The sequence below is a fragment of the Rhodococcus sp. WMMA185 genome (assembly GCF_001767395.1).
In the GTDB taxonomy this organism is placed as follows: domain Bacteria; phylum Actinomycetota; class Actinomycetes; order Mycobacteriales; family Mycobacteriaceae; genus Rhodococcus_F.
Genome location: NZ_CP017014.1, coordinates 1,806,936 through 1,833,163 on the forward strand (window position 1 = coordinate 1,806,936; position 26,228 = coordinate 1,833,163).

The following is a 26,228-nucleotide window of genomic DNA, read 5'->3' on the forward strand; positions in this document are numbered from 1 at the left end:
TTCTGCGCGTGTGACGGATCTACGGTCGACGTTGCCGCACGCTGTACTGATCGTCCTGTACGTGTGGGCCCGGCGTTCGCGAATTCGTGATGTTTGTTCCGGATTCGACGTCGATTCCAGACTTCCGCCACATTAGAACGGGGCGAACCAGGTGCGCCGCGCGAGCATCGCGCGCGTGACCGTGGTTCAGCGAAAACATTCGGCCTCACGTGCGATTTTCACAAGATCGGCGCACAGAGACTTCACCTCTTCGGCCGCCGCGCCTTCGGCAACAGCTGTCGCCACGTCCTCGGCTGCGCATCGGACCTGGAAGACCCGATCGACGATGGCGGACGCCGCCTCGGGGGTGAGTACTACCGCATCGGGTGGAATGCTCGTGCCCTTGACCTGGTTGCGCTGCTCGTAGGCGCGCTGCCTGCAGGACTGGCGGCAGTACCGGCGACGCCGCCCGACCCCGGACTCTGCCACCTGACGTCCACACCACACGCAGGAATCGGTTCTGCGGGAAGCGCTGTTCATAGTCACCCACCTTACTGTGAGGCGCCGTCACAAACGCCCGGTAAGATTGCGGGGTTGCATCTGCGTGGCGTGCGGGAACCAATCGGGAGCCCGTGACGTTGTAGATGAGTGTGAACGCTTGGTTCTCGTCCAGGCGTGCTCGCCGGGAGACGAACGAGGAGAGGACACAACCATGGCAGATCGCGTACTTCGAGGGAGCCGCCTCGGAGCGGTGAGTTACGAAACCGATCGTGACCACGACCTCGCACCCCGCCGAATGGCCAAATACCGGTGTGACAACGGTGAGGTCTTCGATATTCCCTTCGCCGACGACGCCGAGATTCCTGGTACCTGGCTGTGCCGGAACGGGCTCGAGGGAACCCTGATCGAGGGCACCGCGCCCGAGGCCAAGAAGGTGAAGCCGCCGCGCACCCACTGGGACATGCTGCTCGAGCGTCGTTCCAAGGAAGAGTTGGAAGACCTGCTCAAGGAGCGCCTCGATCTGCTCAAAGCGAAACGCCGGGGAGCGTGACCCGGACAGTTCGACTACGCGAACGCCGTCTCGGCTCTGCCGGGGCGGCGTTCGGTGCATCTGGGTGGGCCGACCCGAGTAATCCGACTTCCGGGAAGGCGAGGCCGCCCAGTTCGACACCGGTGTGGCCCCACTCGTGATTGGGGTGGCCACTGTCTCGACAGGACTCATTCGAGTACTCCGATCTGTTGAACGTGGGCGCGCTGCATTTCGAGCATACAAACGTTTGAGTGTCACGCCCCGAACACGCAGTCGAAGAAACCACGCATGACCTGCGCCTCATGCGTGAATCTCGGCTAAGAGGCCAGGTCACATGACCGTTCCCAATTTACTAGCCGGTATGGCGGAGTCAAGGGGCTCGGTCTCCTCTGCAGGCCAGTTTCATACCTGGGGTATGAAACTGGAAACCTGGAATACGAAACATCACACCTGAGGGTGAAACGTCAGCCGTGGCAATACCGGGACAGGCACTCGTGATCGGTGCAACCTCTCACCTATCGTGCGTATTCCCTCACAGTGTCTGCGGTGAACTCGTCGCGCAGTGAGTCCGGACCGACCGAAGAGAAATTCAGGCGTCGGATGAGTCAGGGGGGCTCCCGGCCGCTGCGCCGGCTACTCGTACACGACGATCGCGACGGAGTTGTAGCAGGGCAAGAGCGCTGGCCCCGACCGCACCGAGGCACAGAATCACCTCAGGTGCAGGGCCCAGCCGACTCGCCAATGTGAGGTCGGTCCGCAAGGGCACCTGCGACACCAGCGCCGCCGGAGCGAACAGCGGGGACTGCGCGACCGTCGAACCGTCTGGGGCGATGATTGCGCTCACACCGCTCGTCGCCGCCACGACGACCGCCCGACCGTGCTCTACGGCCCGTACCTTCGACATCGCGAGCTGCTGATAGGTCATCTCGGTGTCGCCGAACGTGGCGTTGTTGGTCGGGACGGCCAAGAATTCGGCCCCACTGCGGATCGACTGCTCGAAGGCCCTGTCGAAGGCCACCTCGTAGCACGTCGCGACTCCCACAGCGATGCCGTCCGCGTGGACGACCCCGTCGCCGTAACCCGGAACGAAATGGCCTGCTCGATCGGCGTAGGAGGAGAAGTGCCGGAAGAACTCACGGTAGGGCAGGTATTCGCCGAACGGTTGGATGATCTTCTTGTCGTGCCGCTCCTGCGGCCCCGAGTCGCCGTCCCACACAATCACCGAGTTGGTGGTGGTGCCGTCGGAATTGACCAGGACCGCCCCCACCAGGATGGGTGCGCCGATCGCCTCGGACGCGCGCGTGATGTCGGCGGCCGCGTCGGCATTGCGCAGTGGATCGATGTCGGACGCGTTCTCGGGCCAGACGACGACGTCGGGTTGCGGCGCTGCGCCCGACGCGACGTCCTCGGCAAGCTCGATGGTCCGGTTCACGTGATTGTCGAGGACCTGTTTGCGTTGGGCGTTGAAATCGAGCCCCAGCCTGGGAACGCTGCCCTGAATCGCGGCCACGGTGATCGTTCGGTATCCCGAATCCATGTTCGGCAGCGTCGGCCAGAGCGCTGCCGACACGATCGTCGCAGCCAGGGCGGCGACCAAACCGCCCGCAAGGGGGCGCTCGAGGTCTGTCGCGCCCCTCGCCCGAGCGCGCACAGTCACCGCCACGGACGCCAGCCCCGCGCCGGTCAAAGCGACCGCGAAGCTGAGCAGCGGGGAGCCGCCGACACTCGCCAACGGCAACAGCCACCCCTCCGACTGCCCGAACGCCAACCTGCCCCACGGAAAGCCGCCGAACGGGACACTCGAACGGAGCCACTCGGTGAGCGACCAGCACGCCGCGATCCACAGGGGCGCCCAGCGCAGCCGGGAGACGAGCACGGCCAACAGTCCGAACATCCCGATGAACAGTGACTCGACGGCGGCGAGCGCCAGCCAGGGCAGGGGTCCGACGTACACCCCGATCCACGGCAGTAGCGGCAGGAGGAATCCGAGACCGGCGAGATAGCCGTACCCGAACCCGGCGCGCAGGCGTGGCGGGTTGCCGCCTCCGCCGGTGAGGACCAAGGTCAGCAGCGCGATGCCGATCGGCGCGAGAAACCACAGCGGCCGTGGCGGGAAACCGGCGAACACCAAGAATCCGGCGAACACCGACAGCAAACAGCGCAGGTACACGCCCTGGGCGCCCGTGCCCCAGCTCCGCGCGGTCCGATTACCCATAAACGACATTCCCCCTGTGGACCGAACGCAGTAGTACCGGTGTCGGCGCGTCATCGTCGAGCCGAGGCAGTGCGGGGACCCGCGATCGCGGATCGGTGGACCATCGCTGCACCGAATCCTTGGGGGCGTCGACGACGAGTTCGTCGACGTTCCACACCGCATACGACGCCGGCGCACCCGGATTCAGTGTTCCGGCGAGACCGTCCCGGACTCCCCCGGCGCGCCACGCACCTCGAGTGGCGGCGGCGAACGCGGCCCGGGGCGAGATACCGCTGCCCGGAGCACGATGGTGGACGGCGGCTCGCAGCATCGCCCAGGGTTCGACCTCCGTCACGGGCGCGTCGGAACCAAAGGCCAGTGACACACCCGCGGACGCAGCCTTCGCGAACGGATTGAGAGTAAGCGCGCGCTCGGTTCCGAGGCGCCGCGCGTACAGGCCGCTGGTCCCGCCCCACAGGGCGTCGAAGGCGGGTTGGACGCTGGCGATCACACCCCATGCCGCCATCCGTGCCGTGTCCTCGCCGGAGATCATCTCGGCATGCTCGAGTCGGTGTCCGAGTGCCGCGACCGCAGGACCGCCCAATTCGTCCGCGACGAGGGCGAAGGCATCGATCGCTGCGGCGACGGCGGCGTCCCCGATCGCGTGAAACCCGGCCTGAATCCCAGCGACCGTGCAGGCGCGGACATGATTCGCGATCTCTTCGACTCCGAGGTAGCCGTTCCCGGTGCAGTCACCGAGATCCGCGTACGGCTCACCCAACCAGGCGGTGTGTGAGCCGATGGATCCGTCGATGAACAGATCGCCGCCGAGGGCGTGGGCACCCGTGGATTGCAGCAACTCACGAGCCTCGCCGGCGTCGGCGACGGCCTCACCCCAATAACCGCGGATCTCGACCCCGTGCGCGGTGGACAGGAGTTCACGAAAGTCGTCGAGCCCGGAGATGTCAGGGCCACCGCACTCGTGCACGCCGACGACTCCGCGTGCGGCGATGGCGTCGAGCGCCGCGCTGCGTGCGGCGGATCGTTGGTCTGCAGTCAGCAGGGAGCGCGCGACTGCGCGTGCGGCGTGATGTGCCTCGGAGACCAGTGGACTGTCCGGTGAATACCCGACGGCGGCTGCCAGAGAAGGAACCAACCGCCGTAAGGCGGTCGAGCACACCGCCGAGTGGCTGTCGATCCGCGAGAGATACACGGCGCGCCCGGGCGCGGCCTCGTCCAATTGCGCCGTGGTCGGTGGCCCACCGTCCGCCCAATTCGACTCGTCCCAGCCGTGCCCCCAGATGACGGCGTCGGGGTGAGTGTGGGCGAACGACGACAGCCTGTCGAGGCACTCGCGGAGCGAGCCCGCATCGACCAGGTCGAGCCCCACGATGTTCAGGCCCAAGGCGGTGACATGCACGTGTGTGTCGACGAAAGCCGGTGCGACGAAGGCCCCATCGAGGTCGACCACCTCCGCGCCGGGGTGGAGGGCGCGGGCCGCTCGATCATCTCCCACCCAGGACACGACACCGTCGGTCACCGCCATCGACGTGGCATCGGGTGCAACGGAACTATATATTCGAGCGCCGACCAGCAGTTGTGTACTCACGGGCAAGAAGTCTGCCTGTCAGGTCGGACCGTCGGGTTCACGGGTAGGGGTACGAGGCTCTTTCTCACGCACTTCGCCCTCGATGACCTCGCCTTCGATAACCCTGCCTTCGAACACCTCGCCCTCGAAGACCTCGTCGACGACTTCACCATCGACCACCTCCCCGGACTCGCGGCGACCTGCCCGAGTGAAAGCCCCCGCCCCTGCAGCGACGGTCGTGGCGCGGCTGCCTGCGAGCAGGACGACGGCAGGTCGAAGAAGCCACCTGGTGGGCGGGATGAGGAGAAGTATCCCGAGTGCGGAGGTGACCAGGCCTGGAACGAACATGAGTACCGACCCGAGTGCGACGAGCGCACCGTCGGCGACCGCGGCACCGGGAGAACCGTTCCCGCGCGCCGCGAGGCGCAAGCCCTCGATCACCCGGCGCCACTGGGAGCGCATCAATAGCAGGCCGATGAGTGTTCCTCCGAGCAGGAGCAGCACCGTCCACAACACGCCGATCACCTGCCCGACGAGAACGAGCGCGGCGACCTCCACCACGACGTACATCAGGAACAGTGCGGCGTACATGACGTCCCCTTTCGGTTTGCAGATTCAGCGGGGCCCACGCGGTCCACGACCTGATTGTTCAACGTCCGGCTGAACCGATTTTCTCCCGACCGTGGCGAACCCCAGGTCGCACCAGTCCAGTCTCGTAAGCCAGTACAACCGCCTGCACCCGGTCCCGAAGATTCAGTTTGGTGAGAATCCGTCCGACATGGGACTTGATCGTCGACTCGGACAGGAACAGTCGTTCGGCAATTTCCGCGTTCGACAGCCCGGTCGCAACCACTTGCAGCACTTCCCGTTCCCGCCCGGTCAGCACGTCGAGAATCTCGGGGTCGCGGCGTGGGGCGGAATCCTCACTGAGAAAACAGGCCAGCAGCCGCCTGGTCACCCTGGGTGACACCACCGCGTCTCCCGCCGCGACACTGCGAATGGCCGACACCAGATCCTCCGACGGTGTGTCCTTGAGCAGGAACCCGCTGGCCCCGGCCCGCAACGCGCCCATGGCGTGCTCGTCCAGGTCGAACGTCGTCATCACCAACACTCGACTCGCGGCGCCCGATTCGACGATCTGGGCGGTCGCGCTCACCCCGTCCACCACTGGCATCCGGACGTCCATCAGCACCACGTCCGGTTGAAGCTTGCGCGCCGCGACGACCGCGGCCGCTCCATCGCCGGCCTCACCGACGACCGTGATGTCGTCGTGAGCGTCGAGCACCATGGTGAGGCCCATCCGCATCAGTTCCTGGTCATCGACGAGTAGCACGGTGATAGGCACGGGCGCAAACCTAGCATCGCGCTCGTGTTGGTCGCCGACCGAGATGCCGCTGGGCGGTGGGCTGAGAATCGCCGTCGTGGGCACGGAATCCGCCTATGATCAAGGTGTCCGGTTATCTAACGAGCGCTCGGATCGGGGTATCGGAGATGCGGATCGCGGATGTGTTGCGGAACAAGGGCCCGGCGGTGGCGACCGTCGATCCCGGGATGTCGGTCAGCGAGGTGATCGGCGAGTTGGCCCGACATAACGTCGGTGCGCTGGTGGTGATGGAAGAAGGTGTCGTCGCCGGGATCGTCACAGAACGCGACGTGGTCCGCCGAATCCATGATCGCGGCCCCGATGTCCTGAGTGCACGGGTCGCGGACATCATGACCACCGCAATCTTTGCCTGTATTCCGTCCGACACCGTCGACAGTCTCGCCGAAACTATGACCGAGCGCCGAATCCGACACCTGCCGGTAATCGTAGACGGACAACTGGTGGGCATCGTCAGCATCGGTGACGTGGTGAAGAGCCGGATAGACGAACTGCAGACCGAACGCGACCAACTCGAGTCGTATATCGACCAGGGCTGATCGCGCAGCAACACCGAACATCGCAGAAGGCGAGATGAAGGACATGTCTCTGTTCGCCGTGGAATACACCTACAACCCGGCAACGTCGTCGGGTCGTGACGATCACCGGACCGATCACCGCGCCTGGCTCACCGAGCTCACCCGTCGCCATATGGTGCGGTCGATGCAGCCCCTGCACGACGGTGGCGGCCTGGTGATCATCGTCGATGCCGACGACGCCGACTCCGTCGCACGGCTGTTCAAGCATGAACCGTTTGCCCGCGCCGGTCTGGTGGAGAAAGTGCACATCAGCGAATGGACGCCCTCCGTGGACGAGTTGAGCAGCTGATACCTTCGCGGATGCCCGGGGCAGGTCACGACGACAGACTGGGTGTCCCACCAGAAACAACTGGGTGTCCCACCCGCGACTACGGCAACCCCGCCGAAGTGAGGAGACAGTGATGGCCGACAGCAATCCGTTCGGGTTCGATCCCGACGATCTCGACCGCGTGATCCGGGAGGCGGGCGAGGAGTTGCAGGGCGTCAAAGACCGCATCCTCAAGTTCCTCGACCAGGCGGACTCGCAGATTCCCTGGACCGGGATCTTCGCGGACTTCGCCGGAACGCCTCGCCCGGCTTCCAAGCCGGAAACGACCGGCGAAGCAGGTGACGGTGTTTGGGCCATCTATGCCATCGACGCAGAAGGGGTCGCGCGCGTCGAGCAGGTGTATGCCACCGAACTCGATGCGCTCCGCGCACACAAACACAACACCGACCCGCGCAAGTCGGTGCGGTTCCTCCCCTACGGCGTCACCGTCAGCGTCCTCGACCAGTTGAACCAGCTCGAACAGAAGGGCGAGACGGCTCCACCGGAGACCGAGTAGGCACCGACTCTCATTCACGCGGTTCGAGCGGCAACTCTGCGCCCACCCGCCAACTCCCGTCAGTCTGCCGACCCGCCTCGAGCGTGCCGTGCAGGACGGCGACCCGCTCGCGCATCCCCAGCAGCCCGTTGCCAGAACCGTGTGGAAACTGGCCCGATGCATTGCCGTTGTCGGTGACCTCGACCAGAACGTCGGCGTCGCGCCGTAGCACGCGCACCTTGGCGCGAGGGCGTTCACCGGCGTGCCGCAGCACATTCGTCAGCGATTCCTGAACCAGTCGGTGTACGCCGAGACTGATCGCTGGGCTGATGTCGTCCAACTCCCCGGTCAACTCCATCTCGACCGGCAGACCGGCCCTGCGCATCATGTCGGCCACGCGAGCGAGGCCTGCGGTTCCGTGCTGGGGCATATCGTCGGTGGCTGGCTCCGTGCGGAGCAGCGACACGGTCCGCCGCAGCTCGGCGAGGGCTTCCCGGCCGGTAGACCCAATGTTGGCCAGCGCCTTCATTGCGACGTCAGGTTTCGTCTTGACCGCGTAGGAGGCGCCGTCGGCCTGCACGATCATCACGCTCACCGCGTGCGCAACCACGTCGTGCAACTCTCGCGCGATTCGGGTCCGCTCAGCGGCGACGGCTTCGGCGGCGCGCCGATCCCGGTCGTACTCGGCGACCGCGAGCCGGGCGGCCACTTCCTCGTCGTAAGCTCGCCGCGCACCGAGGAACTCCGCGGTGACCCAGGAGAGTGCGAAGACCAACAACGCGAACACAGCGTTTGCGGCGACCCCTTGCCGGAGCAACCAGATCGCCAGCACCGAATCGACGACGAGACCCACCACGTACAAAGCCGCGGCCCGCCGGCCGACGTACGCGACGAGGGTGTAGAGCGCCACGGCGAGTGCGAAGAATCCGGGGTGCTCGGGATCCAGGTCGTCGAGGCCGATCGCATAGCTGATGGTGGTGCTCGTGATCGACGCGACCAGGATGACTACGGCCACCGTGCGTGGATAGGTGCGCCGCCATACGACCGGCAGGCACAACAGCAAACCCATGATCAGCTGCACCCTCGGGGGCGTGCCCTCCGATGACGCGAAGACCAGCACCTCCAACATGACGAGGACCGCCGCCAGCATCGAGTCCGCGACAGTCGGTTTGCCTCGCAACCACAGGCTGAATCTCCGCATGGACGCAGCCTAGGGATCTCCCGATGAGTGTGATTAAGTCGTCCACCATGAATGCGGGTGACTGGACGCTACTGCTCACGGCTGCGGCGGCTGCGGGATGGGTCGACGCGGTGGTCGGTGGCGGCGGGCTGATCCTCTTGCCCGCGTTGTTCCTCGCCCTCCCCCAGTTGACGCCGCAAGCGGCCCTGGCCACAAACAAGCTCACCGCCTTCACCGGAACATCGGCGGCCGTATTCACTTTCGCACGCCGAATTCCGATGAACTGGCGACTGCTCGGTCCCGCATTCCTGCTGGCGGCGGCGACCTCCGCGCTCGGTGCGGCGACAGTGTCGCGGATCAACAAGGACCTGTTCATTCCGATCATCATGGTGGTGCTCGTCGGCGTTGCGGTGTTCGTCACGATCCGTCCCCAGCTTGGCGTCACCTTGGCGAAGGACCCTCCCACGCGGCGGAAGATTGTCGCGGTTGTGCTGCTCGCGGCGGGAGCCTTCGGGTTCTACGACGGCCTGTTCGGTCCGGGAACCGGGACGTTCCTCATCATCAGCTTCGCAACGTTCCTGGGTACGGAGTTCGTGCGCAGCGCCGCGATGGCGAAAGTGATCAACCTCGGGTCGAACTTCGGTGCGCTGGTGCTCTTTGCGGCCACGGGACACGTGTTGTGGGCACTCGGTCTGAGCATGGCGGTGTGCAACGTGATCGGAGCCGTCACCGGTTCGCGGATGGCCTTGACCAAGGGCGCCGGGTTCGTCCGCATCACGTTGCTGATCGTGGTGATCGTCATGGTGATCCGATTGGGCTGGCAGCAGTTCGGCTGATCCGCGGACTACCGTAGTTCCGGTGACAGCTTCTCGACAGGTTGATCCGGAGTTCCTTGCCCTCCCCCTACGTTCACTGGCAGATGCGGCGTTGCCCGCGGCGCGGTCGGCCGGCGCCTCTCACGCCGACTTGCGAGTGCATCGGCTGACCAGTCAGTCACTACGACTGCGCGAGGGCGAGGTGCAGTCGGTGGTGGACTCGAGCGAACTAGGATTCGCAGTTCGTGTCCTCGTCGATGGCACCTGGGGATTCGCCTCCCATGCCGAGTTGACACCCGAAACCGCCGTCGCAACCACCGAGGAGGCGGTGGCCGTGGCACGTGCACTGCGCGGACTCAACCGAGAGCACGTCGAGCTCGCCGCCGAACCCGTCTACACCAACGTCCACTGGGTATCGGACTACGAGGTCGATCCGTTCGAAGTGCCGACAGCGGACAAGATCTCCCTACTCGGCGACTACTCCCGCACACTGCTCGCGTCCGACGGCGTGGATCATGTCACTGCCGATTGCCTGCAGGTCAAGGAGCAGACCTTCTATGCCGACCTCGCCGGCTCGTCCATCGTGCAGCAGCGGGTACGGCTACATCCGCAACTCGAGGCCACCACCGTGGACCAGTCGGCCGGTGTATTCGACACGATGCGCACCCTCGCTCCACCGGTCGGGCGCGGATGGGAGTACCTCGCCCCCGACGATGTCTGGAACTGGTCGGCCGAACTCGCGCAGATCCCGGACCTGTTGGCGGAGAAGGTAAAAGCCCCCACTGTGGTGGCCGGACCCACCGACCTGGTGATCGACCCCACCAACCTGTGGTTGACCATCCACGAGTCCATCGGGCACGCCACCGAGTACGACCGCGCCATCGGCTACGAGGCCGCCTACGCGGGGACCTCGTTCGCCACTCCCGACAAGCTGGGCACCCTGCGCTATGGGACACCGATCATGCATGTGACCGCGGACCGGACCGTGCAGCACGGCCTCGCGACCACCGGCTACGACGACGACGGCGTGCAGGCCCAGTCCTGGGATCTGGTGGCCGACGGGGTCCTGGTCGGGTACCAACTCGACCGAGCGTTCGCGCCGCGGCTCGGTCTGAGTCGATCCAACGGCTGCTCGTACGCCGACTCGCCGCATCACGTTCCCATCCAGCGGATGGCGAACGTATCGCTGCAACCCGATCCCGTGACCGATCGCAGTACCGATGACCTCATCTCCGGGGTCGAGGACGGCATCTACGTGGTCGGTGACAAATCCTGGTCGATCGATATGCAGCGGTACAACTTCCAGTTCACCGGCCAACGCTTCTACCGCATCCGCGGCGGAAGGCTCGACGGGCAACTCCGCGACGTCGCATACCAGGCGACGACCACCGATTTCTGGGGATCGATGGACGCGGTCGGAGGTCCGTCGACATGGCAACTCGGCGGGGCGTTCAACTGCGGCAAGGCGCAACCCGGTCAGGTGGCGGCGGTCAGTCACGGCTGCCCATCCGCACTCTTCCGTGGCATCAACGTATTGAACACCCGGACGGAGGCCGGCCGATGATCGAACCGCAGCAGCTCGTCGAGCAGGTCCTTGCTCGGGCCACCGTCGATGAGACCATCGTCATCGTCACCGACGCCAGTGAGGCGTCCCTGCGATGGGCGGGTAGCTCGATGACCACCAATGGCGTCTCCACCTCCCGTAGTTGGACGGTCATCTCGATCGTCAGGAGCGGCGAGAGCGCACAGGTGGGCGTGGTCACCTCGGCCAGCGTCGATGCCGCCGACGTCGATGCAGTGGTGCGCTCCGCCGAACGCGCCGCCCGCGGCGCCGGTCGCGCGTCCGATGCGATGCCCCTGCTCACTGGCACCGAGACCGACGAGCACTGGGACGACCGCGCCGAACGCACCGAGATCGGCGTATTCGAGCAACTCGGCCAAGATCTGAGCAAGGGTTTCGACGGCAACGTTCGACTCTACGGATTCGCCCATCACCAGCTACACACCACCTGGCTCGGTACCTCTACCGGGATCCGACGCAGGGTGGTCCAGCCCATCGGGTCGGTCGAGATCAACGGCAAGCGCGGCGACGCCAGCGCGTGGGTCGGTACCAGCACCAAGGATTTCACCGATGTCGCCACCTCGAAACTGCTGCGGGATCTGGAAACCCGCCTCGATTGGGCGAGCAACCGAGTCGAGTTGCCGGCAGGCCGCTACGAGACGGTCCTTCCGCCCTCCGCTGTCGCAGACCTCATGATCTGCCTGATGTGGGCGATGGAGGGCCGAGCCGCGCAGGAGGGGCATTCGGCATTGTCGGCGCCTGGGGGCACCCGAATCGGGGAACGGTTGAGCACGCTCCCCCTCACCCTGTATTCCAACCCGGTCGAGCCCGGATTGGAATACGCTTCGTTCGTCACAGCCGCGTCGTCGTCGGAGTCCGTCTCCGTCTTCGACAACGGAATGGACGCCGGCCGGGTCGACTGGGTGCTCGGCGGCACCATCGACGCACTCGCCTACCCACGGGCCGCGGCGAAGGAGTTCGGCACCGAGGCCACCGTTCCGGGTGACAACTTGATCCTCGACGGGCAGGGATCATTGTCGCTCGACGAGATGGTGTCCGAGACCGAACGCGGCCTGCTCCTCACCACCCTCTGGTACATCCGCGAGGTCGACCCCGCAACGCTGCTGCTGACGGGTCTGACCCGCGATGGCGTCTATCTCATCGAGAACGGGAAGGTCACCGGTGCGGTGAACAACTTCCGGTTCAACGAGAGCCCACTCGATCTGCTGCGCCGAGTCACCGAGGCCGGCGCCACCGAACGGACCCTGCCCCGCGAGTGGAAGGACTGGTTCACGCGGACCGCCATGCCAGCGCTGCGTGTTCCGGATTTCCATATGTCGTCGGTCAGCAAGGCGTTCTGAAGAGGTCGCCTCCAAGCCACTGACCGCGGAATTTAAACGCCGTTTGATACACTGTTTGAATGACGGTGGCTGAATCCACGCGCGAACGACTGCTGGCCGCCGCGCAGCGCCTGTTCGCACAGGGCGGCGAGGACGCAACCTCGCTGCGGGCTATCACCCGCGAAGCGGGCACCAACGTCGCGGCTGTCAACTACCACTTCGGCAGTCGTGACGAGTTGCTGCGCCTCGTGCTCGAGGGTTACATCGAACCGATCAACGCGCGACGCATGGCGATGTTCGACGCCGCAGTCGCCACATTCGGCGACCATGTTCCGGTGCGGGTACTACTGACGGCGTTCGTGCGACCCGACCTCGAAGTGCTCGCCGAACTGCGCGCGAAGAACCCTCGGATCGCACGATTCATCGGTCGCGCCTACACGCAACCCAGCGAGGCGGTGTCGGGGTTCATGCACGCCCAGTTCGCGCCCGTCGCCGAACGCCTGGTACCGCTTCTGCAGCAGGCGCTTCCGACAGTGCCGGCCGCGGAACTGAGAATCCGGCTCGGATTCGTGGTTTCGATCATCACCGGCCTGTTCGCCACCGCCACATCCCCTTCCGACGGGCACCATCCAATGGAGTCCCCGGACATCGACATTCAACTGGCGCGATTGATCGCCTTCCTCGAACCCGGGCTCGCCGCGCCACCGGCACGAGGAGAACCCGATGGATTCCCTGACACTCGTTGACCGACCGCACTGGCTGAGCGAGAGGGCATGGCCTTGGCGTACTCGGGCATTGCCCGTCGCAGACGGGCACGTGGCGATCACCGACACGGGGCGCGGACCCGTCATGGTCTTCGTCCACACCGGTAGCTGGAGTTTCGTGTGGCGAGACCTTCTGCGAGCTCTGACCCCGGGGTTTCGCTGCATCACCATCGACGCTCCCGGCTGCGGACTCAGTGATCGCGTGCACGGCGAGCGCGTGAGTTTGCAGGCCTCCGCGGACGCCGTACACACGCTGCTCGAGCACCTGGACCTGACCGATGTCACCCTCGTAGCTCACGACCTGGGCGGGCCGGCCGCTCTGGCCGCCGCAGCAGTGCAGCCGGACAGGGTCGGCGCGATTGCGGCAGTGAATTGTTTCGGCTGGCGACCCACCGGTGCCGCGTTCCGCGGGATGCTCGCCGTGATGGGCAGCGCTCCGGTCCGAGGCAGTGACGCGGTATTCGGGTGGCTCCCCTGGGCCACCTCGGGCAGGTTCGGTGTGGGGCGGCACTGGACGAAGGAGGATCGAACTGTGTTCCGAGCCGGAATCGACCGCAGCGCCCGCAAGTCGTGGCATCAGTACTTCGCCGACGCACGAGGGGCCGACCTCATCTACCGGAATATCGACGCCGCTCTGACGGGCCCCCTCGCCGGTCGCTCCCTGTTGACCGTGTTCGGCGAACACAACGACCCGCTCCACCTCCAACCGCAATGGCGGCAGCGGTTCCCCAGGGCACGGCAAGAGATCGTGCCCGGCGGATTCCACTTCCCCATGTGCGACGACCCGGAGCTGGTCGCCGCCATACTTCGCGACTGGCACAGCACCACCACCCACTGACACTCACACCACCGCCGCGCCTGGTTATTCGCGGCGTGGGAATTTGCTGCGGTTTGGAAACCAGGCAATCGAACAGCAATCAATGATTTCGGGTCACGATGTTGGTTGTTACTCCCCGCAACACTGACCGGTTTCGACCCGGCCCAAATTCCATTGCCGACTCGCGCAATATGGAGATCGGACAGCTAACTCTTCGGAAATCTGGAAATCCGGTAGAGCCGAGACAAAGTGAGAAAACTCTTTTTGTCGCAAAAATTTCACCTTTCCGAAAAGCGGTTGCCGGATCAACGCACCTTGACGTCATCGGGATAGAGTGAGCGCGACGTAGTCCGGCAAGATAGGGGGCCCACAGGTGGGTGTCACGGTTCTCGTGGTTGCAGTTGCCGGCGCCCTTGCACTCGACCAGCTCGGGCTGTGGGCGGAACGCCGCGGGTGGATCTACTGGCGGAAGAAGAAGGGGACGGGCGGCCCGTCGGGGGCGCTAGAGTACATGGACACCCTGTTCTCACCTTCGACGCATAACGTTGTGCAAGAACGGGAAAGCAAGAGACTGACCCGAGTAGATTCGGCCACAGGAGAGGAACTCGACCTCGAATCCGGGACTGTCTTCCTCGCAATGCGCGATCGCACGGACAGCCCTGGCGATCCTCTCCGATCGGTTGACTGAGCCCGAGTGCCGCGCGTGGCGGCATCGCTGCCCGCCAGGACGCACTTCTGGTCGTAGCTTCAATCCATCAGATGCGTTCTACCGCAACCGCTTCTGAATGTGACCATAGGAACGAGCGGGGAGCGTGTGACGGCGATTTCACGTCTTCCCGCATGATCGGGTCGGCCGCCCTCCGGGCGCTTGGTTGCGGCGAGCTCTAGTGGAGGTGGAGTGGTTCATCTGCCGGACATCGTGCTGGGCGCCACCTTCTGGGTGCTCACCGTACTGCCGCAAGCCCGAATCTCTTTCGCGGATGGGGAACCGGCCGCCCCCGGTGCGCGATAGTCTTGAGATGTGGACGCAGCTGCGTTCGGCGAGGTGAAAGGGACATGAACCGCCACCGATGTACGAATCGGCGGTGCCCGCCGTGACTGGCGGTACGCTCCTCGACTTCGTTCTGGTCGTCGTGTTCATCCTGGTCGGCGGGGTGTTCGCCGCGACCGAAATCGCCCTCGTGTCTCTGCGGGAAGGCCAGATTCACGCCCTCGCGCATCGCAGTCGCCGGGGTGCGCGAGCGGCCGGTCTGGCTCGGAATCCGAACCGCTTCCTTTCCTCGGTGCAGATCGGCGTCACCGTCGCCGGCTTCTTCTCCGCGGCATACGGCGCCGCGGCGCTCGCCCCGAGCATCGCCCCGACGTTGAGGGGTTGGGGGATATCGGTCAGGGCTGCGGACACAGTCGCTCTGATCGCTACCACCCTCGTGATCGCATACTTGTCGTTGGTCCTCGGTGAGCTCGTTCCCAAGCGCATTGCCCTGCAGAACGCCACCGGGGTGGCGTTGGTGACGGCACCGCCACTGGACCGCTTTGCGACCCTCGTTCGGCCGGTGATCTGGCTGCTGTCGGTCTCGACCAACGCACTTGTTCGCCTTCTCGGCGAGGACCCGTCCCATAAGAGGGAGGAGATGACGCCCGCCGAGTTGCGCGAACTGGTCCTCGGTCAGCGTGGGATCGAGGACGAGGAGCGTCGCGTCCTCGCCGAAGTGTTCGACGTCGGCCAACGAACCCTGAACGAGGTGATGCAGCCTCGAACCGAGGTGGACTTCCTCGCCGCGGAAACCCCAGTCCACAAGGCACGGCACGAGGCCCTGGCGATGGGACACAGCCGTTACCCGGTCGTCGGCACCACTCTCGACGACATCGTCGGCTTCGTCCACGTCCGTGATATCCAACTCGCAGATCCGGTCCAAGACGCAACCGTCGGGGATCTGTGCCGGCCGATTCTCGCGCTGCCCGGATCCAAACCAGCACTCCCAGCACTGGCCTTGATGCGCCGGGAGAGCGCACAGATTCTCCTCGTCGTCGACGAGTACGGGGGCACCGCGGGCATCGCGACCCTCGAGGACATCGTCGAGGAGGTTGTCGGCGAGATCGGCGACGAGTTCGCCCCGCTGGTCGAATCCGATGCCGTGGACGAAGACGGGCAGGAGTGGGAGATCGACGGGATGCTTCTCGTAGAGGACTTCGAAAAGACTACCGGGACAGCGGTTCCCGTCGGTCCGTACGAGACCATCGCCGGATATGTGCTACATCGCCTGCAACGCATTCCACGACTCGGGGACACCGTCGAAGTCGACGGTCACCGACTCATCGTCAGCGAGATGGACGGACGCCGTATTGCGGCGTTGCACCTGTCGAAGCGCGGCCCCGGGGAACGATCCCAGGATCGCCGAACGAGGTAGTTGCCGTTCGCCGGATCGTTTCGAGAGGCGCCGACGTGCGCATCTCGCAGGCGCAGTCCCCCACTTCGATAAATCCACCATGCATGCGCCGACGGATTTCGCCACTGCGGCCAACCGAGCGCGTCTAAATGCCCCGAAACTAAACTCACACCCGCTTCGCAATATCAATCTATCGATAGTCCGAACAATTTCCATGAATAGTTATGGTCCAGCAGTATTTTGCAGTTAGCAATTGTTTAGCTATCTCTCTGACCGTCGCTGATCACCCCATCGGAATTGAAAGGCACCCAGTGGTGGCGCGGGCGGAATCCGTCGCCAGTCGTGGTAGGGCTGCGCAGAGTTGGTCCCGGGAATACTCGTTCCGGAACTGCTGTGAAGCCGCTGCTTCAAACACCGCCCGAGCGTTGGGCGATCCGATCACGCACCGATTCCCGCTGGTCCCCCACCCAACTCGATGTCGTCATCGTCGTCGAAATCGTTCTCCTCGAGCGACTTGAAGTAGCGGGTGATGGTCTTGGTGGAGACCCCGATCTCCTCGGCAATGCGTTTCTTCGACATCCCCTGTCCGTACAGGTAGCGGATGTAGCTGCCCTTCGTGTCGTCGACTGCGCGGGGACGCCCCCCGACCCGCCCGCGCTCGCGCGCCGCGATCAGCCCCGCCGCAGTGCGCTCACGAATGAGGTTGCGTTCGAACTCAGCGATCGCGGCGAAGATGTGGAAGATCAACTTGCCGCCAGGAGTGGAGGTTTCGATCTTGTCGTTGATCGACTCGAGCTGCACTCCCCTGGCCTCGAGTTCTCCCACCAATTTGATCAAGTGCAGCAAGGAACGCCCGAGCCTGTCGAGCCGCCACACGACGAGGGTGTCGCCGGGGCGCAAGTGCTCGAACAGTTTCTGCAGCTCGGGACGATCCTGCCTTGCACCGGACGCCTGGTCGGTCCAGATCCGCCAGCACCCCGCGGCACGGAGGGCGTCGAGTTGTAGATCGGTGTTCTGCATACCGGTCGACACCCGGCAGTACCCAAGTTTGCTGCCGCCGCCGTCGCCTCGCGGGTGAAATATGTCCGTTCTGTCCATGTTTCGTGTCGTCACTTCTGCCGTTTCCGAGCATTCAGGGGGCCTACGGGTGCAGGGTCAGCCGAGAAAATCCGCTACAGCGAACGTACGGGACAAAACCCATCGACAACAGCATTCTGTCCCACCTGGTTTTGTCCAAGGGTTTTGTCTCGCAGTCTCTTCGGTCGATTCCGTGGAAAAGATCGCGTGCCGGACCCAGACTTAATCGGTGGTTTCTGTCCCGCCGAAAACACGCTGGTCGCGGCACACGGGCTACCGGTCTTCCGGGGTGACGGCCAATCCGATCGTGCCGGCCTTCCCACGGCGAAGCAGGCTGCCCTTCATCGTGAGCCAGCCGATGATGCCGTACTTGCGCGCGATCACGTCGCGCACATGGTCGGTCTCCTCGGCGTCGAGAATCACGGCTCGGGCCGGAACCTCGGAACCCTCGCGCTTGCCCCGGGCATCACACACCGCGACGGTCACCTCCGAGTTGCGCCGGATTCGTTTCACCTTGTATGAGTCGGTCACCGTCCACAGCAGCAGGCGGTCACCGTCGGCGGCTGCCCACAACGGGGTACCCACTGGGCTACCGTCTTTGCGGAACGTGGTGAGCAAGACATATTTTGCGGACATCACCCGGTCGAATTCTGTGTTCACCGGATTCATGCTATCGGGTGCCCAGGTGGATTCGTCGGGGGTCATGCGGCCCGCGTGACTCCGGGTGCGGGCACGCCCCGAGGTCGCGGTCCGGTTCGAAGGTGTTGCAATGGACCGAACCAGAAGGCACGCTGGTTGGCAACGGAATCGAACATTGCCGTCGAAATCCGAGGGGGCCTGCATGTCACGCGATCGACTGACTCCCGTGGGAAAGACTGCCCTTTCCGTCGCGAGGGCGCGAGCCGAGGAGAGCACGCGGGCAGACCGGCTCTTCGACGACCCCTACGCCTCAGCGTTTGTCGAAGCCGCTCCCGAGTCAGCCCCTGAGCTGCCGACAGATTCGGAGGGGGCAAATCGATTGCGGCACGACCTCTCTACGCACATCGTCACCCGGACGCGATTCTTCGACACGTATCTCCTCGACTCGTGTACACACGGATGCCGACAGGTGGCGTTGCTCGCCGCCGGCCTGGACACCAGGGCGTTCCGCCTGGATTGGCCCGACGGCGTGCGACTATTCGAGGTCGACCGGGCGGACGTGCTGGGCTTCAAGCGCGACGTCCTGGACGCTGCCGGCGCTGCTCCCCGTTGCGAGAGAACGATCGTTGAGGCCGACCTGAGCGAAGGGTGGGTGGAGCCACTTCTCGCAGCCGGGTTCGACCGGACCGTTCCTACGGCTTGGCTGGCCGAAGGTCTGATGGTCTACCTCTCCGCCGAGGACGCGGCGCGCCTGTTTGCGGCCATCGGCGACCTGTCTGCCAGCGGTAGCCGACTGTCTTTCGAGCGGTCGCCGAAAACCTTACCCACGTTTCCTGATTGGGCCCTCAGCATGCCGCAGGCCACCGAGTTCGCCAGTCTGTGGAAGGGTGGGCTCGGCGAGGATGCCCCGCAACTTCTCGAGCAGCAAGGATGGGCTGTCACTCTCACAGACCAGGAAGAACTCACCCGCTCGTACGGCCGCGATCCACGCACCGACATCGCGTGGGGGTTCCTCACCGCCACCAGATGACTAAGCAAGGCGGCATCGGCTTCGCAGCAGCCGCTGGACGTCTACGAGATTCCCGAGAGAGACTCGGTGAGCATGGGCCAGAAGGCATGCAGATCGTCCTGCCAGTAACCCCACGAGTGGGTTCCGGTCGGCCGGAAATCGTATGTGGCCGGGATTCCTAGAGAATTCAGCCTGTTGGCCAGTTGGTGGGTGCACTGATTGACACCCGCCTCGATGATTCCCCCGGCGACCACCTGGTTGGCCAGAGCCCCGAAATCCCCGTTGACACCCGGATCTTCGAGCGTCTCATGGGGGCCGGGAAGCCCGGTGCCACTGGTGATGAACAAGTTGATGCCGCGCAGCTTCTCGGCGTTGACGACGGGGTCGTTGATCACCCAGTCAGGGCCGCCGGGCGGCCCCCACATGTTCACGGGGTCACCGCCGCGGGCGCTGACGACGAACTCGACGTAATTCTGGCCGGGAATAGTGCTGGTTTCAGCGCACCCGCTGAAGGCACCGACCGCGCGATACAGCGTGGGAGCGGCCTCGGCCAGACCCAGGACCGAGGTGCCCGACATCGACAGTCCCGCGATGGCATTCTCCCCGTTCGTACCGAGGGCGGCGTCGACGATCGGGGGAAGTTCCTGTGTGAGGAAGGTAGTCCACTTGTTGACACCGAGGACCGGATCGGGCTGAAGCCAGTCGGTGTAGTAGCTGTACGCACCACCGATCGGGGTGATGACATTGATGTTCTTATCGGCGAAGAAACCGACCACGTCCGTCTTGGCCTGCCAGGTCGCCTCGTCCTCGCCACCACCGGCACCGTTGAGCAGGTACAGCGTCGGTCGGGGCACGCTGGTGTCTGCGGGGCGAATGACCTCGAGTTCGATCACCCTCCCCATCGCCGCCGAGTAGACATACATGTTCAGCTGCCGGTCGTTGACCTGTTCGATGTGATCGAGGTAAGACCCATCCGTTGATGTCGGGTTGTTGACCGGAAGGGCCCGCCACCCGTCTGCAGACGCCCCGGCGACACCACCGAACAGGCTCGACGAGGCAACGACAGCTACGACCAAGAGCGCCCGACGGTATCCGTTTGCAGACATACACGCTCCTCGTACGGTGATACCAAGAACATTCCCTATCACGTTAACCGGAAAACACCTCGGCTGGCGGATGAACGGGACTGACTCCATCTCGGTTTGCCCCGTGAACTGCGGAGACCACTGCTTCTGGGAAAGCTGAGTGCCGCTGCCACCCTCGCAATCGGGGCAGCAGCGGCACTGGCGTGTCAATGCGGGTGTCAGCTGAACCTGCTACTCGCTCCCGGGCCGCTGCCCTTCGAACTACCGCCCGCCAGCGATCAGGAGCCGCCGCACAACGATCCGGTGCACGTCTCGGGGCCGATCACCGACACCGTGGAACTCGTATGGTTGATGACATAGGCGGGAGATCCGTCCGGGTTCACCGCCACGCCGTACGGGACGGCCCCAACTCGAATCGACTCGACCGTATTCGTCGGGACGTCGATCACCGACACGGTGTCGTCATCGCTGTTCGCGACGTAGGCCCGGGACCCGTCTGCTGTGACTGCTACCCCGAACGGAAAGTCGCCAACCTGAATCACCTGCGCCACCGTGTCCGTGGCGGTCTCGATCACTGACACGGTGTCGTCACCACTGTTGGCCACGTAGATGCGCGATCCGTCCGAGGTCACCGCCACCCCGCGGGGGCCGTTCCCTACGTCGATGGTGTTGACCACCGAATTGCCGCCGGTCTCGATCACCGATACCGAATGGACCAGGGTATTGGTGACGTACACGCGGGATCCGTCCGGGCTCACCGCCACATCCTGCGGGCCGTTCCCGACTTCAACGGTATTGACCACCGAGTTGCGGACGGTCTCGACCACCGACACCGTGCCGTCATTGTTGTTGGCGACGTAGACGCGAGATCCGTCCGGGCTTACCGCAACACCAGTCGGGGCGTCCCCGACAGAGAAAGCGTCGACCTCCCTGTTGGTGCCGGTGTCGATCACCGAGACCGTGTCCTCCAACTGGTTCGCGACGTAGACGAGAGACCCGTTCGGGCTCACCGCCACACCAGTCGGGGCGTCCCCGGCCCCGATGGTGGCGACCACCGAGTTGCCACCGGTCTCGATCACCGACACGGAATCGTCGACGATGTTGGTGACGTAGACGCGGGACCCGTCCGGAGTTACCGCAGCCCCGAACGGGGCAGCCCCCACCGAGACCGTGCCGATGACGGATTCCGCCGCCGCGGCCCCCGTCCCGAGTCCCGCAACACCCAGCGCCATCGCTGAAACACATGCTGTCCTGAGCATTACGCGCGCGGTGCGGGTCCCGACTGTGCGATGACCTCGAAAACCACTGAGCCGATTCACATTTCTCCCCTGCATCATAGAAACACCACAGACAGTCCATACAGCTGGACGACCGGCGTCCGGATCCGACCACCGGCCGAAAGGAGGCTAGCAGCCACAATCGGGATCAGCCCCCGGAATCATCAGAGCCCTGATCGGCGAAAAAACCAGGAGCACCGGTCTCGGGATGCCGCATACACCCATAAACCTTGGCCAGCAAACTGTTTCGATCCTCGGCCCGGGGCCGGCCCGCAACCACACTCGATACCGGCCACTCGCCTTCCTGTGACCGAATCCAAGGACGCCACCACTCTCACGATTGAGGTGGTGGCGTCACTCGGGGTATCAATGCAGCCGTCAGCTGAAAGCGCTGCCCGCCCCCGAACCACTGCCCGTCAACGAACCGAAGACGATGCACAGCGATCCCAGACACCTCTCGATAGCAATTGCCGAAACGTCGTCGTCAATAAAGTTGGCGACGTAAGCGCGGGACCTGTCCGGGGTGACTGCCACGCCGAACGGGGCGCTACCCACCGAGACAGTCTCGACGACGGTTTCCGCTGCCGCAGCCCCGCGGTATCCAGCGTCATCGCGCAAACGGATACTGCCCCGAACATCACACGCGCGGCGCGTTCCCGACCACGCGGTGTCCTGGAAAACCACTAAGCCGATTCACATTTCTCCTTATGCCAGAGGAACACAACAGACACGCCATACGGCGAGACAACCGGAAGCCGGATTCGACCACCAGCCGAAAGGAGGCTAACAACCCCCAGACCGAACAATGCCGCCACCGACACGATTGTCGCTGGCGGTAAACGCTTTTCACAACGGTGCGGGTGTCTTCTGAACACGCTGCTGACGTCGGACTCGGTCGCCGTGACGAGCCGAAGTCGATGCACAGCGACCCAGAACACGTCTCGAATGCAATCACCGACACCGCTCCGTCGTTGTTGTTGTTGCCGTAGACCCGGGATCTGTCCGGGCTCACCACAGCCCCGAGAGGGCAATCCCCGATGACTACGGTGTCGACTATTTGCGGCCCGGTGTCTCGATCACCGACACCGTGTCGTCGGCAGCGTCGGCGACGTAGACCCGGGTTCCGTGCGGGCTCACCGCAACCCCGAGAGGGCCGTCCCCGATGGCGACGGTGTCGACCACGGTGTGGCCGACAGTCTCGATCACCGACACCGTTCCCCCGTTGTTGTTGCCGACGAAGACGCGTGTTCCGTCCGAGCTCACCGCCGCCCAAAGCGGGAAGATGCCGACCCCGACGGTGTCGACCACGGTGTTGCCGACGGTCTCGATCACCGACACCGAATTGCCTAAGCTGTCGGCGGCGTAGACCCACGACCCGTCCGGGGTGACCGCCACCCCAAAGGGACCGTCGCCAACCGGAATGGTGTCGACCACGGTATTACCGGCCGTTTCGATCACCGACACCGAATCGCCACCGGTGTTGGCGACGTAGACGCTGGACCCGTCGGGGCTGACCGCAACCCCGTTCGGGAAGATGCCGACCCCGACTGTGTTGACCACCGTGTTGCCGACGGTCTCGATCACCGACACCGTTCCGTCGTTGTTGCCGACGTAGACCCTGGATCCGTCCGGGGTGACCGCCACCCCAAAGGGACCGTCGCCGACCGGAATGGCGGCGATCGAGGTGTTGCCGACGGTCTCGATCACCGACACTGTGTCGTCAGCGTTGTTCGAGACGTAGGCGCGGGACCCGTCTGGTGTTACAGCCACCCCGCGCGGGAAGTCCCCGACCGCGACGGTGTCGACCACCGTGTCCGTGAGGGTGTCGATCACCGACACCGAATCTCCGCCGGTGTTGGCGACGTAGGCACGGAACCCGTCCGGGGACACCGCCACCCCGGACGGGAAGTCCCCCACCTGAATGGTGCCGATGACGGTGTCCGCCTCTGCGGCCACCACACCGATTCCGGCCATACCCAGCACCATCGCCGAAACAGTTGCTGCCCCGAACATCAGATCGGTGGCGGGCTTCCCTGCTGGGCAATGACCTCGAAAGCCACTGAGCCAATTCACATCTCTCTCCTAAATCAGGGCAACAAGACAGACGGGCGATGCTGTGCGACAACCGAGAGCCGGACCCGACCACATGCTGATATGAGGCTAACAATCGCAATCCGGATCAGACCCCGGAATCACCAAGAGACCACACGCACCGGACTCCTGGGCGCCGCCACCGGCATGATCATGGGTGGCGGCGCCCGTTTTCACCGTGCGGGTGTCAGCTGAACGCGCCGCCGGCCCCCGACCCGCTGCCAGTGAGTGAGCCGAAGTCGATGCACAGCGACCCGAGGCACCTCTCGATGGCGATCACCGAGACCGAAGCGGCGTTACTGTTGGTGACGTAGGCGCGGGACCCGCTCGGGGGGATCGCCACCCCGAACGCGCCGTCCCCCACCGACACAGTCTCGATCACGGAGTTCCCGGCGGTGTCGATCACCGCCACAGTGTCGTCATTGAAGTTGGTTACGTAGGCGCGGGACCCGCCCGGGGTGATCGCAACCCCGACCGGGATGTTTCCGACCGTGACGGTGTCGACCACCATGTTCGTACCGGTATCGATCACATCTACCGTGCCGTCATTGACGTTCGTGACGTAGGCGCGGGACCCGCCCGGGGTAATCGCCACCCCCTGCGGACCGCTCCCGACCGTGACCGTATCGACCACCATGTTCGTACCGGTATCGATCACATCCACCGTACCGTCACCACCGTTTGTCACGTAGGCGCGGGACCCGCCCGGAGTAATCGCAACCCCGATCGGGGCGCTCCCGACCGTGACCGTGTCGACCGCCATGTTCGTACCGGTATCGATCACATCCACCGTGCCGTCGAAGAGATTGGTGACGTAGGCGTGGGTTCCGTCGGGGGTGATCGCCACCCCGATCGGGGTATCCCCTACCGGGACGGTGTCGACCACCATGTTCGTACCGGTATCGATCACATCCACCGTGCCGTCCGACTGGTTGGTGACGTAGGCGTGGGAGCCGTCGGGGGTGATCGCCACGCCGGCCGGGACGCTCCCGACCGTGACGGTGTCGACCACCGTGTTCGTACCGGTATCGATCACATCCACAGTGCCGTCACCACCGTTGGCGACATAGGCGCGGGACCCGTCCGGGGTCACAGCCACCCCGGCAGGGAAGTCCCCGACCGGGACAGTGTCGATGACGGTATCGGCCGCCGCGACCGAACCCAGACTGAACGGCCCGAGCACCACCGCAACAATCGCGGTCAACCCGAACACGAGACGCCGCGACCGCGCACGAATCTTGAAGTACCTGCGGAAACTGCTGTGGTGATTCACATTTCCCTCCTGCCCCAGAAGAACAAAACGGATCAACCCTGCAGCGGAGCGCCCGGCCTTCGGATTCGATGACCAGCCCAGGGCAGGCTAACAATCAGCAACTGATTCCGGTCCACGACGCGCCGGAGAGCATCAGCGAACGACGTCACGCCGCCACCCCCCAATCGAGGTGACGGCGTAACCCGGTTCGTAAGTGCAAGCGTCAGCTGAACGCGCTGCCCGCCCCCGAACCGCTACCGGTCAACGACCCGAAGTCGAAGCACAGCGACCCGAGACACTCCTCGACCGCAATCACCGAGACCGTGTTCTCGTTCTGCTCGGTGACGTACACGCGGGACCCGTCCGGGGCAACCGCCACATCGATCGGAGTCTGCCCAACCGGAACTGTCTGGACCACAGTGTTACCGGCCGTCTCGATCACCGAGACCGTGCCGTCACTAAAGTTGGCGACGTAGACACGAGACCCGTCGGGCGTGACCGCCACCCCGAACGGGGTGGCCCCGACCGCGAAGCCGTCGACCACGGTGTTTCCGGCCGTCTCGATGACCGAGACCGTGCCGTCCATCTGGTTGGTGACGTAGACCAACGCACCGTCCGGGGTGACCGCCACCCCAGTTGGGCCGTTCCCAACCGCGACTGTGGTGATCTCGGCGTTCAAGGCTGTGTCGATCACCGACACGTTGTTGTCAGTGAAGTTGGCGACGTAGGCGAACGCCCCGTCCGGGGTCACCGCCACCCCTCGTGGGAAGACTCCCACCGGAACTTCGGTGATCTCGAGGTTGGTGGCGGTGTTGATCACCGACACCGTGTCGCCGAGAGCGTTGGTCACGTAGGCGCGGGTTCCGTCTGGGCTGATCGCCACCCTGATCGGGCCGTCTCCTGGAGTGAAGGACGTGGACACGGTGTTACCGGCGGTCTCGATCACAGAAACCGTATCCTGCCCGAAGTTGGTGACGTAGACGAAGGACCCGTCCGGGGTGACCGCCACGCCCTGAGGGTTGAGCCCAACTGCGACGGTGGTGATCTCGGCGTTCGTGGCTGTGTCGATCACCGACACATTGTCGTCACTATTGTTGGCGACATAGGCGAACGCCCCGTCCGGAGTGACCGCCATCCCTTGCGGGGCGGACCCGACCGGGATGGTGTCGATGACGGTGTCCGCCGCTGCGGCCCCCGTCCCGAGACCGGCCATACCGAGTGCCATCGCCGCACTCGCCGTCAACGCGAGGGCCAGACGCCGGGAACGCGCACGAATCGTGAAGTACCTGCGGAAACTACTGTGGTGATTCACATTTCTCTCCTGACTGAGCAGAACAAAACGGATCAACCTTGCAGTGGAGCGCCCGGCCTTCGGATTCGA

The 26,228-nt window shown here is 64.6% G+C and carries 27 protein-coding genes; 13 read left to right on the plus strand and 14 right to left on the minus strand.

The window, feature by feature from the left end:
• Positions 1 to 186: 186 nt before the first annotated feature.
• Positions 187 to 519, minus strand: a complete 333-nt coding sequence (locus tag BFN03_RS08055) for a hypothetical protein (protein ID WP_070378583.1) — start codon at positions 517 to 519, stop codon at positions 187 to 189.
• A gap of 172 nt (positions 520 to 691) precedes the next feature.
• Between BFN03_RS08055 and BFN03_RS08060 the strand changes: the two genes are divergently transcribed.
• Positions 692 to 1,030, plus strand: coding sequence for an RNA polymerase-binding protein RbpA (locus BFN03_RS08060; protein WP_070380723.1), 339 nt, complete (start codon positions 692 to 694; stop codon positions 1,028 to 1,030).
• 568 nt (positions 1,031 to 1,598) lie between these two features.
• On the opposite strand, the gene lnt is transcribed toward BFN03_RS08060, so the two are convergent.
• From lnt to BFN03_RS08080, 4 genes are read right to left on the minus strand one after another with little or no spacing between them, the layout of a single operon-like run.
• Positions 1,599 to 3,233, minus strand: coding sequence for an apolipoprotein N-acyltransferase (gene lnt / locus BFN03_RS08065; RefSeq protein WP_442971870.1), 1,635 nt, complete (start codon positions 3,231 to 3,233; stop codon positions 1,599 to 1,601).
• Entirely contained in the window at positions 3,217 to 4,818 is a 1,602-nt protein-coding gene (locus tag BFN03_RS08070) for an amidohydrolase (RefSeq protein ID WP_070378585.1), read from the minus strand. The genes lnt and BFN03_RS08070 overlap by 17 nt, the downstream gene beginning before the upstream one ends.
• A gap of 12 nt (positions 4,819 to 4,830) precedes the next feature.
• On the minus strand, positions 4,831 to 5,382 hold the full coding sequence (locus BFN03_RS08075) for an FxsA family protein (RefSeq protein ID WP_070378586.1): 552 nt from the start codon (positions 5,380 to 5,382) through the stop codon (positions 4,831 to 4,833).
• Positions 5,383 to 5,440: 58 nt separating this feature from the next.
• Positions 5,441 to 6,136: a response regulator gene (locus tag BFN03_RS08080; RefSeq protein ID WP_070380724.1), complete on the minus strand. Its 696-nt coding sequence runs from the start codon at positions 6,134 to 6,136 to the stop codon at positions 5,441 to 5,443.
• A gap of 146 nt (positions 6,137 to 6,282) precedes the next feature.
• Between BFN03_RS08080 and BFN03_RS08085 the strand changes: the two genes are divergently transcribed.
• The 3 genes from BFN03_RS08085 to BFN03_RS08095 all read left to right on the plus strand — a co-directional run bounded on the left by BFN03_RS08085 (position 6,283) and on the right by BFN03_RS08095 (position 7,574).
• Complete coding sequence (locus BFN03_RS08085; RefSeq protein ID WP_070380725.1) at positions 6,283 to 6,711, plus strand: CBS domain-containing protein; 429 nt, start codon at positions 6,283 to 6,285, stop codon at positions 6,709 to 6,711.
• Positions 6,712 to 6,754: 43 nt separating this feature from the next.
• Complete coding sequence (locus BFN03_RS08090) at positions 6,755 to 7,039, plus strand: YciI family protein (RefSeq protein ID WP_070380726.1); 285 nt, start codon at positions 6,755 to 6,757, stop codon at positions 7,037 to 7,039.
• Between the two features lie 112 nt (positions 7,040 to 7,151).
• A complete protein-coding gene (locus tag BFN03_RS08095) occupies positions 7,152 to 7,574 on the plus strand; it encodes a hypothetical protein (RefSeq protein WP_070378587.1) in 423 nt (140 codons plus the stop codon).
• 10 nt (positions 7,575 to 7,584) lie between these two features.
• On the opposite strand, the gene BFN03_RS08100 is transcribed toward BFN03_RS08095, so the two are convergent.
• Complete coding sequence (locus BFN03_RS08100; protein WP_070378588.1) at positions 7,585 to 8,754, minus strand: sensor histidine kinase; 1,170 nt, start codon at positions 8,752 to 8,754, stop codon at positions 7,585 to 7,587.
• A gap of 47 nt (positions 8,755 to 8,801) precedes the next feature.
• On the opposite strand from BFN03_RS08100, the gene BFN03_RS08105 reads away from it, so the two are divergent.
• The 7 genes from BFN03_RS08105 to BFN03_RS08135 all read left to right on the plus strand — a co-directional run bounded on the left by BFN03_RS08105 (position 8,802) and on the right by BFN03_RS08135 (position 16,438).
• On the plus strand, positions 8,802 to 9,569 hold the full coding sequence (locus BFN03_RS08105) for a TSUP family transporter (RefSeq protein ID WP_070378589.1): 768 nt from the start codon (positions 8,802 to 8,804) through the stop codon (positions 9,567 to 9,569).
• Between the two features lie 22 nt (positions 9,570 to 9,591).
• Positions 9,592 to 11,112: a TldD/PmbA family protein gene (locus BFN03_RS08110; RefSeq protein WP_070378590.1), complete on the plus strand. Its 1,521-nt coding sequence runs from the start codon at positions 9,592 to 9,594 to the stop codon at positions 11,110 to 11,112.
• On the plus strand, positions 11,109 to 12,470 hold the full coding sequence (locus BFN03_RS08115) for a metallopeptidase TldD-related protein (protein ID WP_070378591.1): 1,362 nt from the start codon (positions 11,109 to 11,111) through the stop codon (positions 12,468 to 12,470). Before BFN03_RS08110 ends, BFN03_RS08115 begins: the two co-directional genes overlap by 4 nt.
• 59 nt (positions 12,471 to 12,529) lie before the next feature.
• Entirely contained in the window at positions 12,530 to 13,195 is a 666-nt protein-coding gene (locus BFN03_RS08120) for a TetR/AcrR family transcriptional regulator (protein WP_070378592.1), read from the plus strand.
• Positions 13,173 to 14,051 carry an alpha/beta fold hydrolase gene (locus BFN03_RS08125; protein WP_070378593.1) on the plus strand — a complete coding sequence of 293 codons (879 nt, stop codon included), beginning with the start codon at positions 13,173 to 13,175 and terminating at the stop codon, positions 14,049 to 14,051. The genes BFN03_RS08120 and BFN03_RS08125 overlap by 23 nt, the downstream gene beginning before the upstream one ends.
• 352 nt (positions 14,052 to 14,403) lie before the next feature.
• Entirely contained in the window at positions 14,404 to 14,718 is a 315-nt protein-coding gene (locus BFN03_RS08130) for a DUF6191 domain-containing protein (RefSeq protein WP_070378594.1), read from the plus strand.
• Positions 14,719 to 15,124: 406 nt separating this feature from the next.
• Positions 15,125 to 16,438 carry a hemolysin family protein gene (locus BFN03_RS08135; protein ID WP_070380727.1) on the plus strand — a complete coding sequence of 438 codons (1,314 nt, stop codon included), beginning with the start codon at positions 15,125 to 15,127 and terminating at the stop codon, positions 16,436 to 16,438.
• A gap of 417 nt (positions 16,439 to 16,855) precedes the next feature.
• On the opposite strand, the gene BFN03_RS08140 is transcribed toward BFN03_RS08135, so the two are convergent.
• A complete protein-coding gene (locus BFN03_RS08140; protein ID WP_084385547.1) occupies positions 16,856 to 17,515 on the minus strand; it encodes a recombinase family protein in 660 nt (219 codons plus the stop codon).
• Positions 17,516 to 17,767: 252 nt separating this feature from the next.
• Positions 17,768 to 18,163: a PPOX class F420-dependent oxidoreductase gene (locus BFN03_RS08145; RefSeq protein ID WP_070380728.1), complete on the minus strand. Its 396-nt coding sequence runs from the start codon at positions 18,161 to 18,163 to the stop codon at positions 17,768 to 17,770.
• 172 nt (positions 18,164 to 18,335) lie between these two features.
• Between BFN03_RS08145 and BFN03_RS08150 the strand changes: the two genes are divergently transcribed.
• On the plus strand, positions 18,336 to 19,163 hold the full coding sequence (locus BFN03_RS08150; RefSeq protein ID WP_070378595.1) for an SAM-dependent methyltransferase: 828 nt from the start codon (positions 18,336 to 18,338) through the stop codon (positions 19,161 to 19,163).
• Between the two features lie 41 nt (positions 19,164 to 19,204).
• On the opposite strand, the gene BFN03_RS08155 is transcribed toward BFN03_RS08150, so the two are convergent.
• From BFN03_RS08155 to BFN03_RS08165, 3 genes are all read right to left on the minus strand, one after another.
• Complete coding sequence (locus tag BFN03_RS08155; RefSeq protein WP_070378596.1) at positions 19,205 to 20,248, minus strand: alpha/beta hydrolase; 1,044 nt, start codon at positions 20,246 to 20,248, stop codon at positions 19,205 to 19,207.
• 257 nt (positions 20,249 to 20,505) lie between these two features.
• Positions 20,506 to 21,459 carry a YVTN family beta-propeller repeat protein gene (locus tag BFN03_RS08160; protein WP_070378597.1) on the minus strand — a complete coding sequence of 318 codons (954 nt, stop codon included), beginning with the start codon at positions 21,457 to 21,459 and terminating at the stop codon, positions 20,506 to 20,508.
• A 423-nt stretch (positions 21,460 to 21,882) separates the two neighbouring features.
• The gene (locus tag BFN03_RS08165; RefSeq protein WP_070378598.1) at positions 21,883 to 22,188 is read right to left on the minus strand and encodes a hypothetical protein; all 306 of its coding nucleotides are present in this window, start codon (positions 22,186 to 22,188) and stop codon (positions 21,883 to 21,885) included.
• Positions 22,189 to 22,364: 176 nt separating this feature from the next.
• Between BFN03_RS08165 and BFN03_RS20915 the strand changes: the two genes are divergently transcribed.
• A complete protein-coding gene (locus tag BFN03_RS20915) occupies positions 22,365 to 22,493 on the plus strand; it encodes a hypothetical protein (RefSeq protein ID WP_269748460.1) in 129 nt (42 codons plus the stop codon).
• 64 nt (positions 22,494 to 22,557) lie between these two features.
• Here BFN03_RS20915 and BFN03_RS08170 read toward each other — a convergent pair whose 3' ends face one another.
• The 3 genes from BFN03_RS08170 to BFN03_RS08180 all read right to left on the minus strand — a co-directional run bounded on the left by BFN03_RS08170 (position 22,558) and on the right by BFN03_RS08180 (position 26,159).
• Entirely contained in the window at positions 22,558 to 23,577 is a 1,020-nt protein-coding gene (locus BFN03_RS08170) for a beta-propeller fold lactonase family protein (RefSeq protein WP_157109578.1), read from the minus strand.
• Between the two features lie 205 nt (positions 23,578 to 23,782).
• Positions 23,783 to 24,868, minus strand: coding sequence for a cytochrome D1 domain-containing protein (locus BFN03_RS08175; protein ID WP_232320469.1), 1,086 nt, complete (start codon positions 24,866 to 24,868; stop codon positions 23,783 to 23,785).
• A 202-nt stretch (positions 24,869 to 25,070) separates the two neighbouring features.
• Positions 25,071 to 26,159: a beta-propeller fold lactonase family protein gene (locus BFN03_RS08180; protein WP_070378601.1), complete on the minus strand. Its 1,089-nt coding sequence runs from the start codon at positions 26,157 to 26,159 to the stop codon at positions 25,071 to 25,073.
• Positions 26,160 to 26,228: the final 69 nt, after the last annotated feature.

Excerpts from the sequence above, each read along its gene's own strand:
- BFN03_RS08060 (WP_070380723.1), top strand. The coding sequence starts at position 692 with ATGGCAGATCGCGTACTTCGAGGGAGCCGCCTCGGAGCGGTGAGTTAC.
- BFN03_RS08115 (WP_070378591.1), top strand. The coding sequence starts at position 11,109 with ATGATCGAACCGCAGCAGCTCGTCGAGCAGGTCCTTGCTCGGGCCACC.
- BFN03_RS08150 (WP_070378595.1), top strand. The coding sequence starts at position 18,336 with ATGTCACGCGATCGACTGACTCCCGTGGGAAAGACTGCCCTTTCCGTC.
- BFN03_RS08090 (WP_070380726.1), top strand. The coding sequence starts at position 6,755 with ATGTCTCTGTTCGCCGTGGAATACACCTACAACCCGGCAACGTCGTCG.
- BFN03_RS08100 (WP_070378588.1), bottom strand. The coding sequence starts at position 8,754 with ATGCGGAGATTCAGCCTGTGGTTGCGAGGCAAACCGACTGTCGCGGAC.
- BFN03_RS08075 (WP_070378586.1), bottom strand. The coding sequence starts at position 5,382 with ATGTACGCCGCACTGTTCCTGATGTACGTCGTGGTGGAGGTCGCCGCG.
- BFN03_RS08160 (WP_070378597.1), bottom strand. The coding sequence starts at position 21,459 with ATGGCGCTGGGTGTTGCGGGACTCGGGACGGGGGCCGCGGCGGCGGAA.
- BFN03_RS08145 (WP_070380728.1), bottom strand. The coding sequence starts at position 18,163 with ATGAATCCGGTGAACACAGAATTCGACCGGGTGATGTCCGCAAAATAT.
- BFN03_RS08120 (WP_070378592.1), top strand. The coding sequence starts at position 12,530 with ATGACGGTGGCTGAATCCACGCGCGAACGACTGCTGGCCGCCGCGCAG.
- BFN03_RS08105 (WP_070378589.1), top strand. The coding sequence starts at position 8,802 with ATGAATGCGGGTGACTGGACGCTACTGCTCACGGCTGCGGCGGCTGCG.
- BFN03_RS08095 (WP_070378587.1), top strand. The coding sequence starts at position 7,152 with ATGGCCGACAGCAATCCGTTCGGGTTCGATCCCGACGATCTCGACCGC.
- BFN03_RS08140 (WP_084385547.1), bottom strand. The coding sequence starts at position 17,515 with ATGGACAGAACGGACATATTTCACCCGCGAGGCGACGGCGGCGGCAGC.
- BFN03_RS08125 (WP_070378593.1), top strand. The coding sequence starts at position 13,173 with ATGGATTCCCTGACACTCGTTGACCGACCGCACTGGCTGAGCGAGAGG.
- BFN03_RS08085 (WP_070380725.1), top strand. The coding sequence starts at position 6,283 with ATGCGGATCGCGGATGTGTTGCGGAACAAGGGCCCGGCGGTGGCGACC.
- BFN03_RS08055 (WP_070378583.1), bottom strand. The coding sequence starts at position 519 with ATGAACAGCGCTTCCCGCAGAACCGATTCCTGCGTGTGGTGTGGACGT.
- BFN03_RS08155 (WP_070378596.1), bottom strand. The coding sequence starts at position 20,248 with ATGTCTGCAAACGGATACCGTCGGGCGCTCTTGGTCGTAGCTGTCGTT.
- lnt (WP_442971870.1), bottom strand. The coding sequence starts at position 3,233 with ATGTCGTTTATGGGTAATCGGACCGCGCGGAGCTGGGGCACGGGCGCC.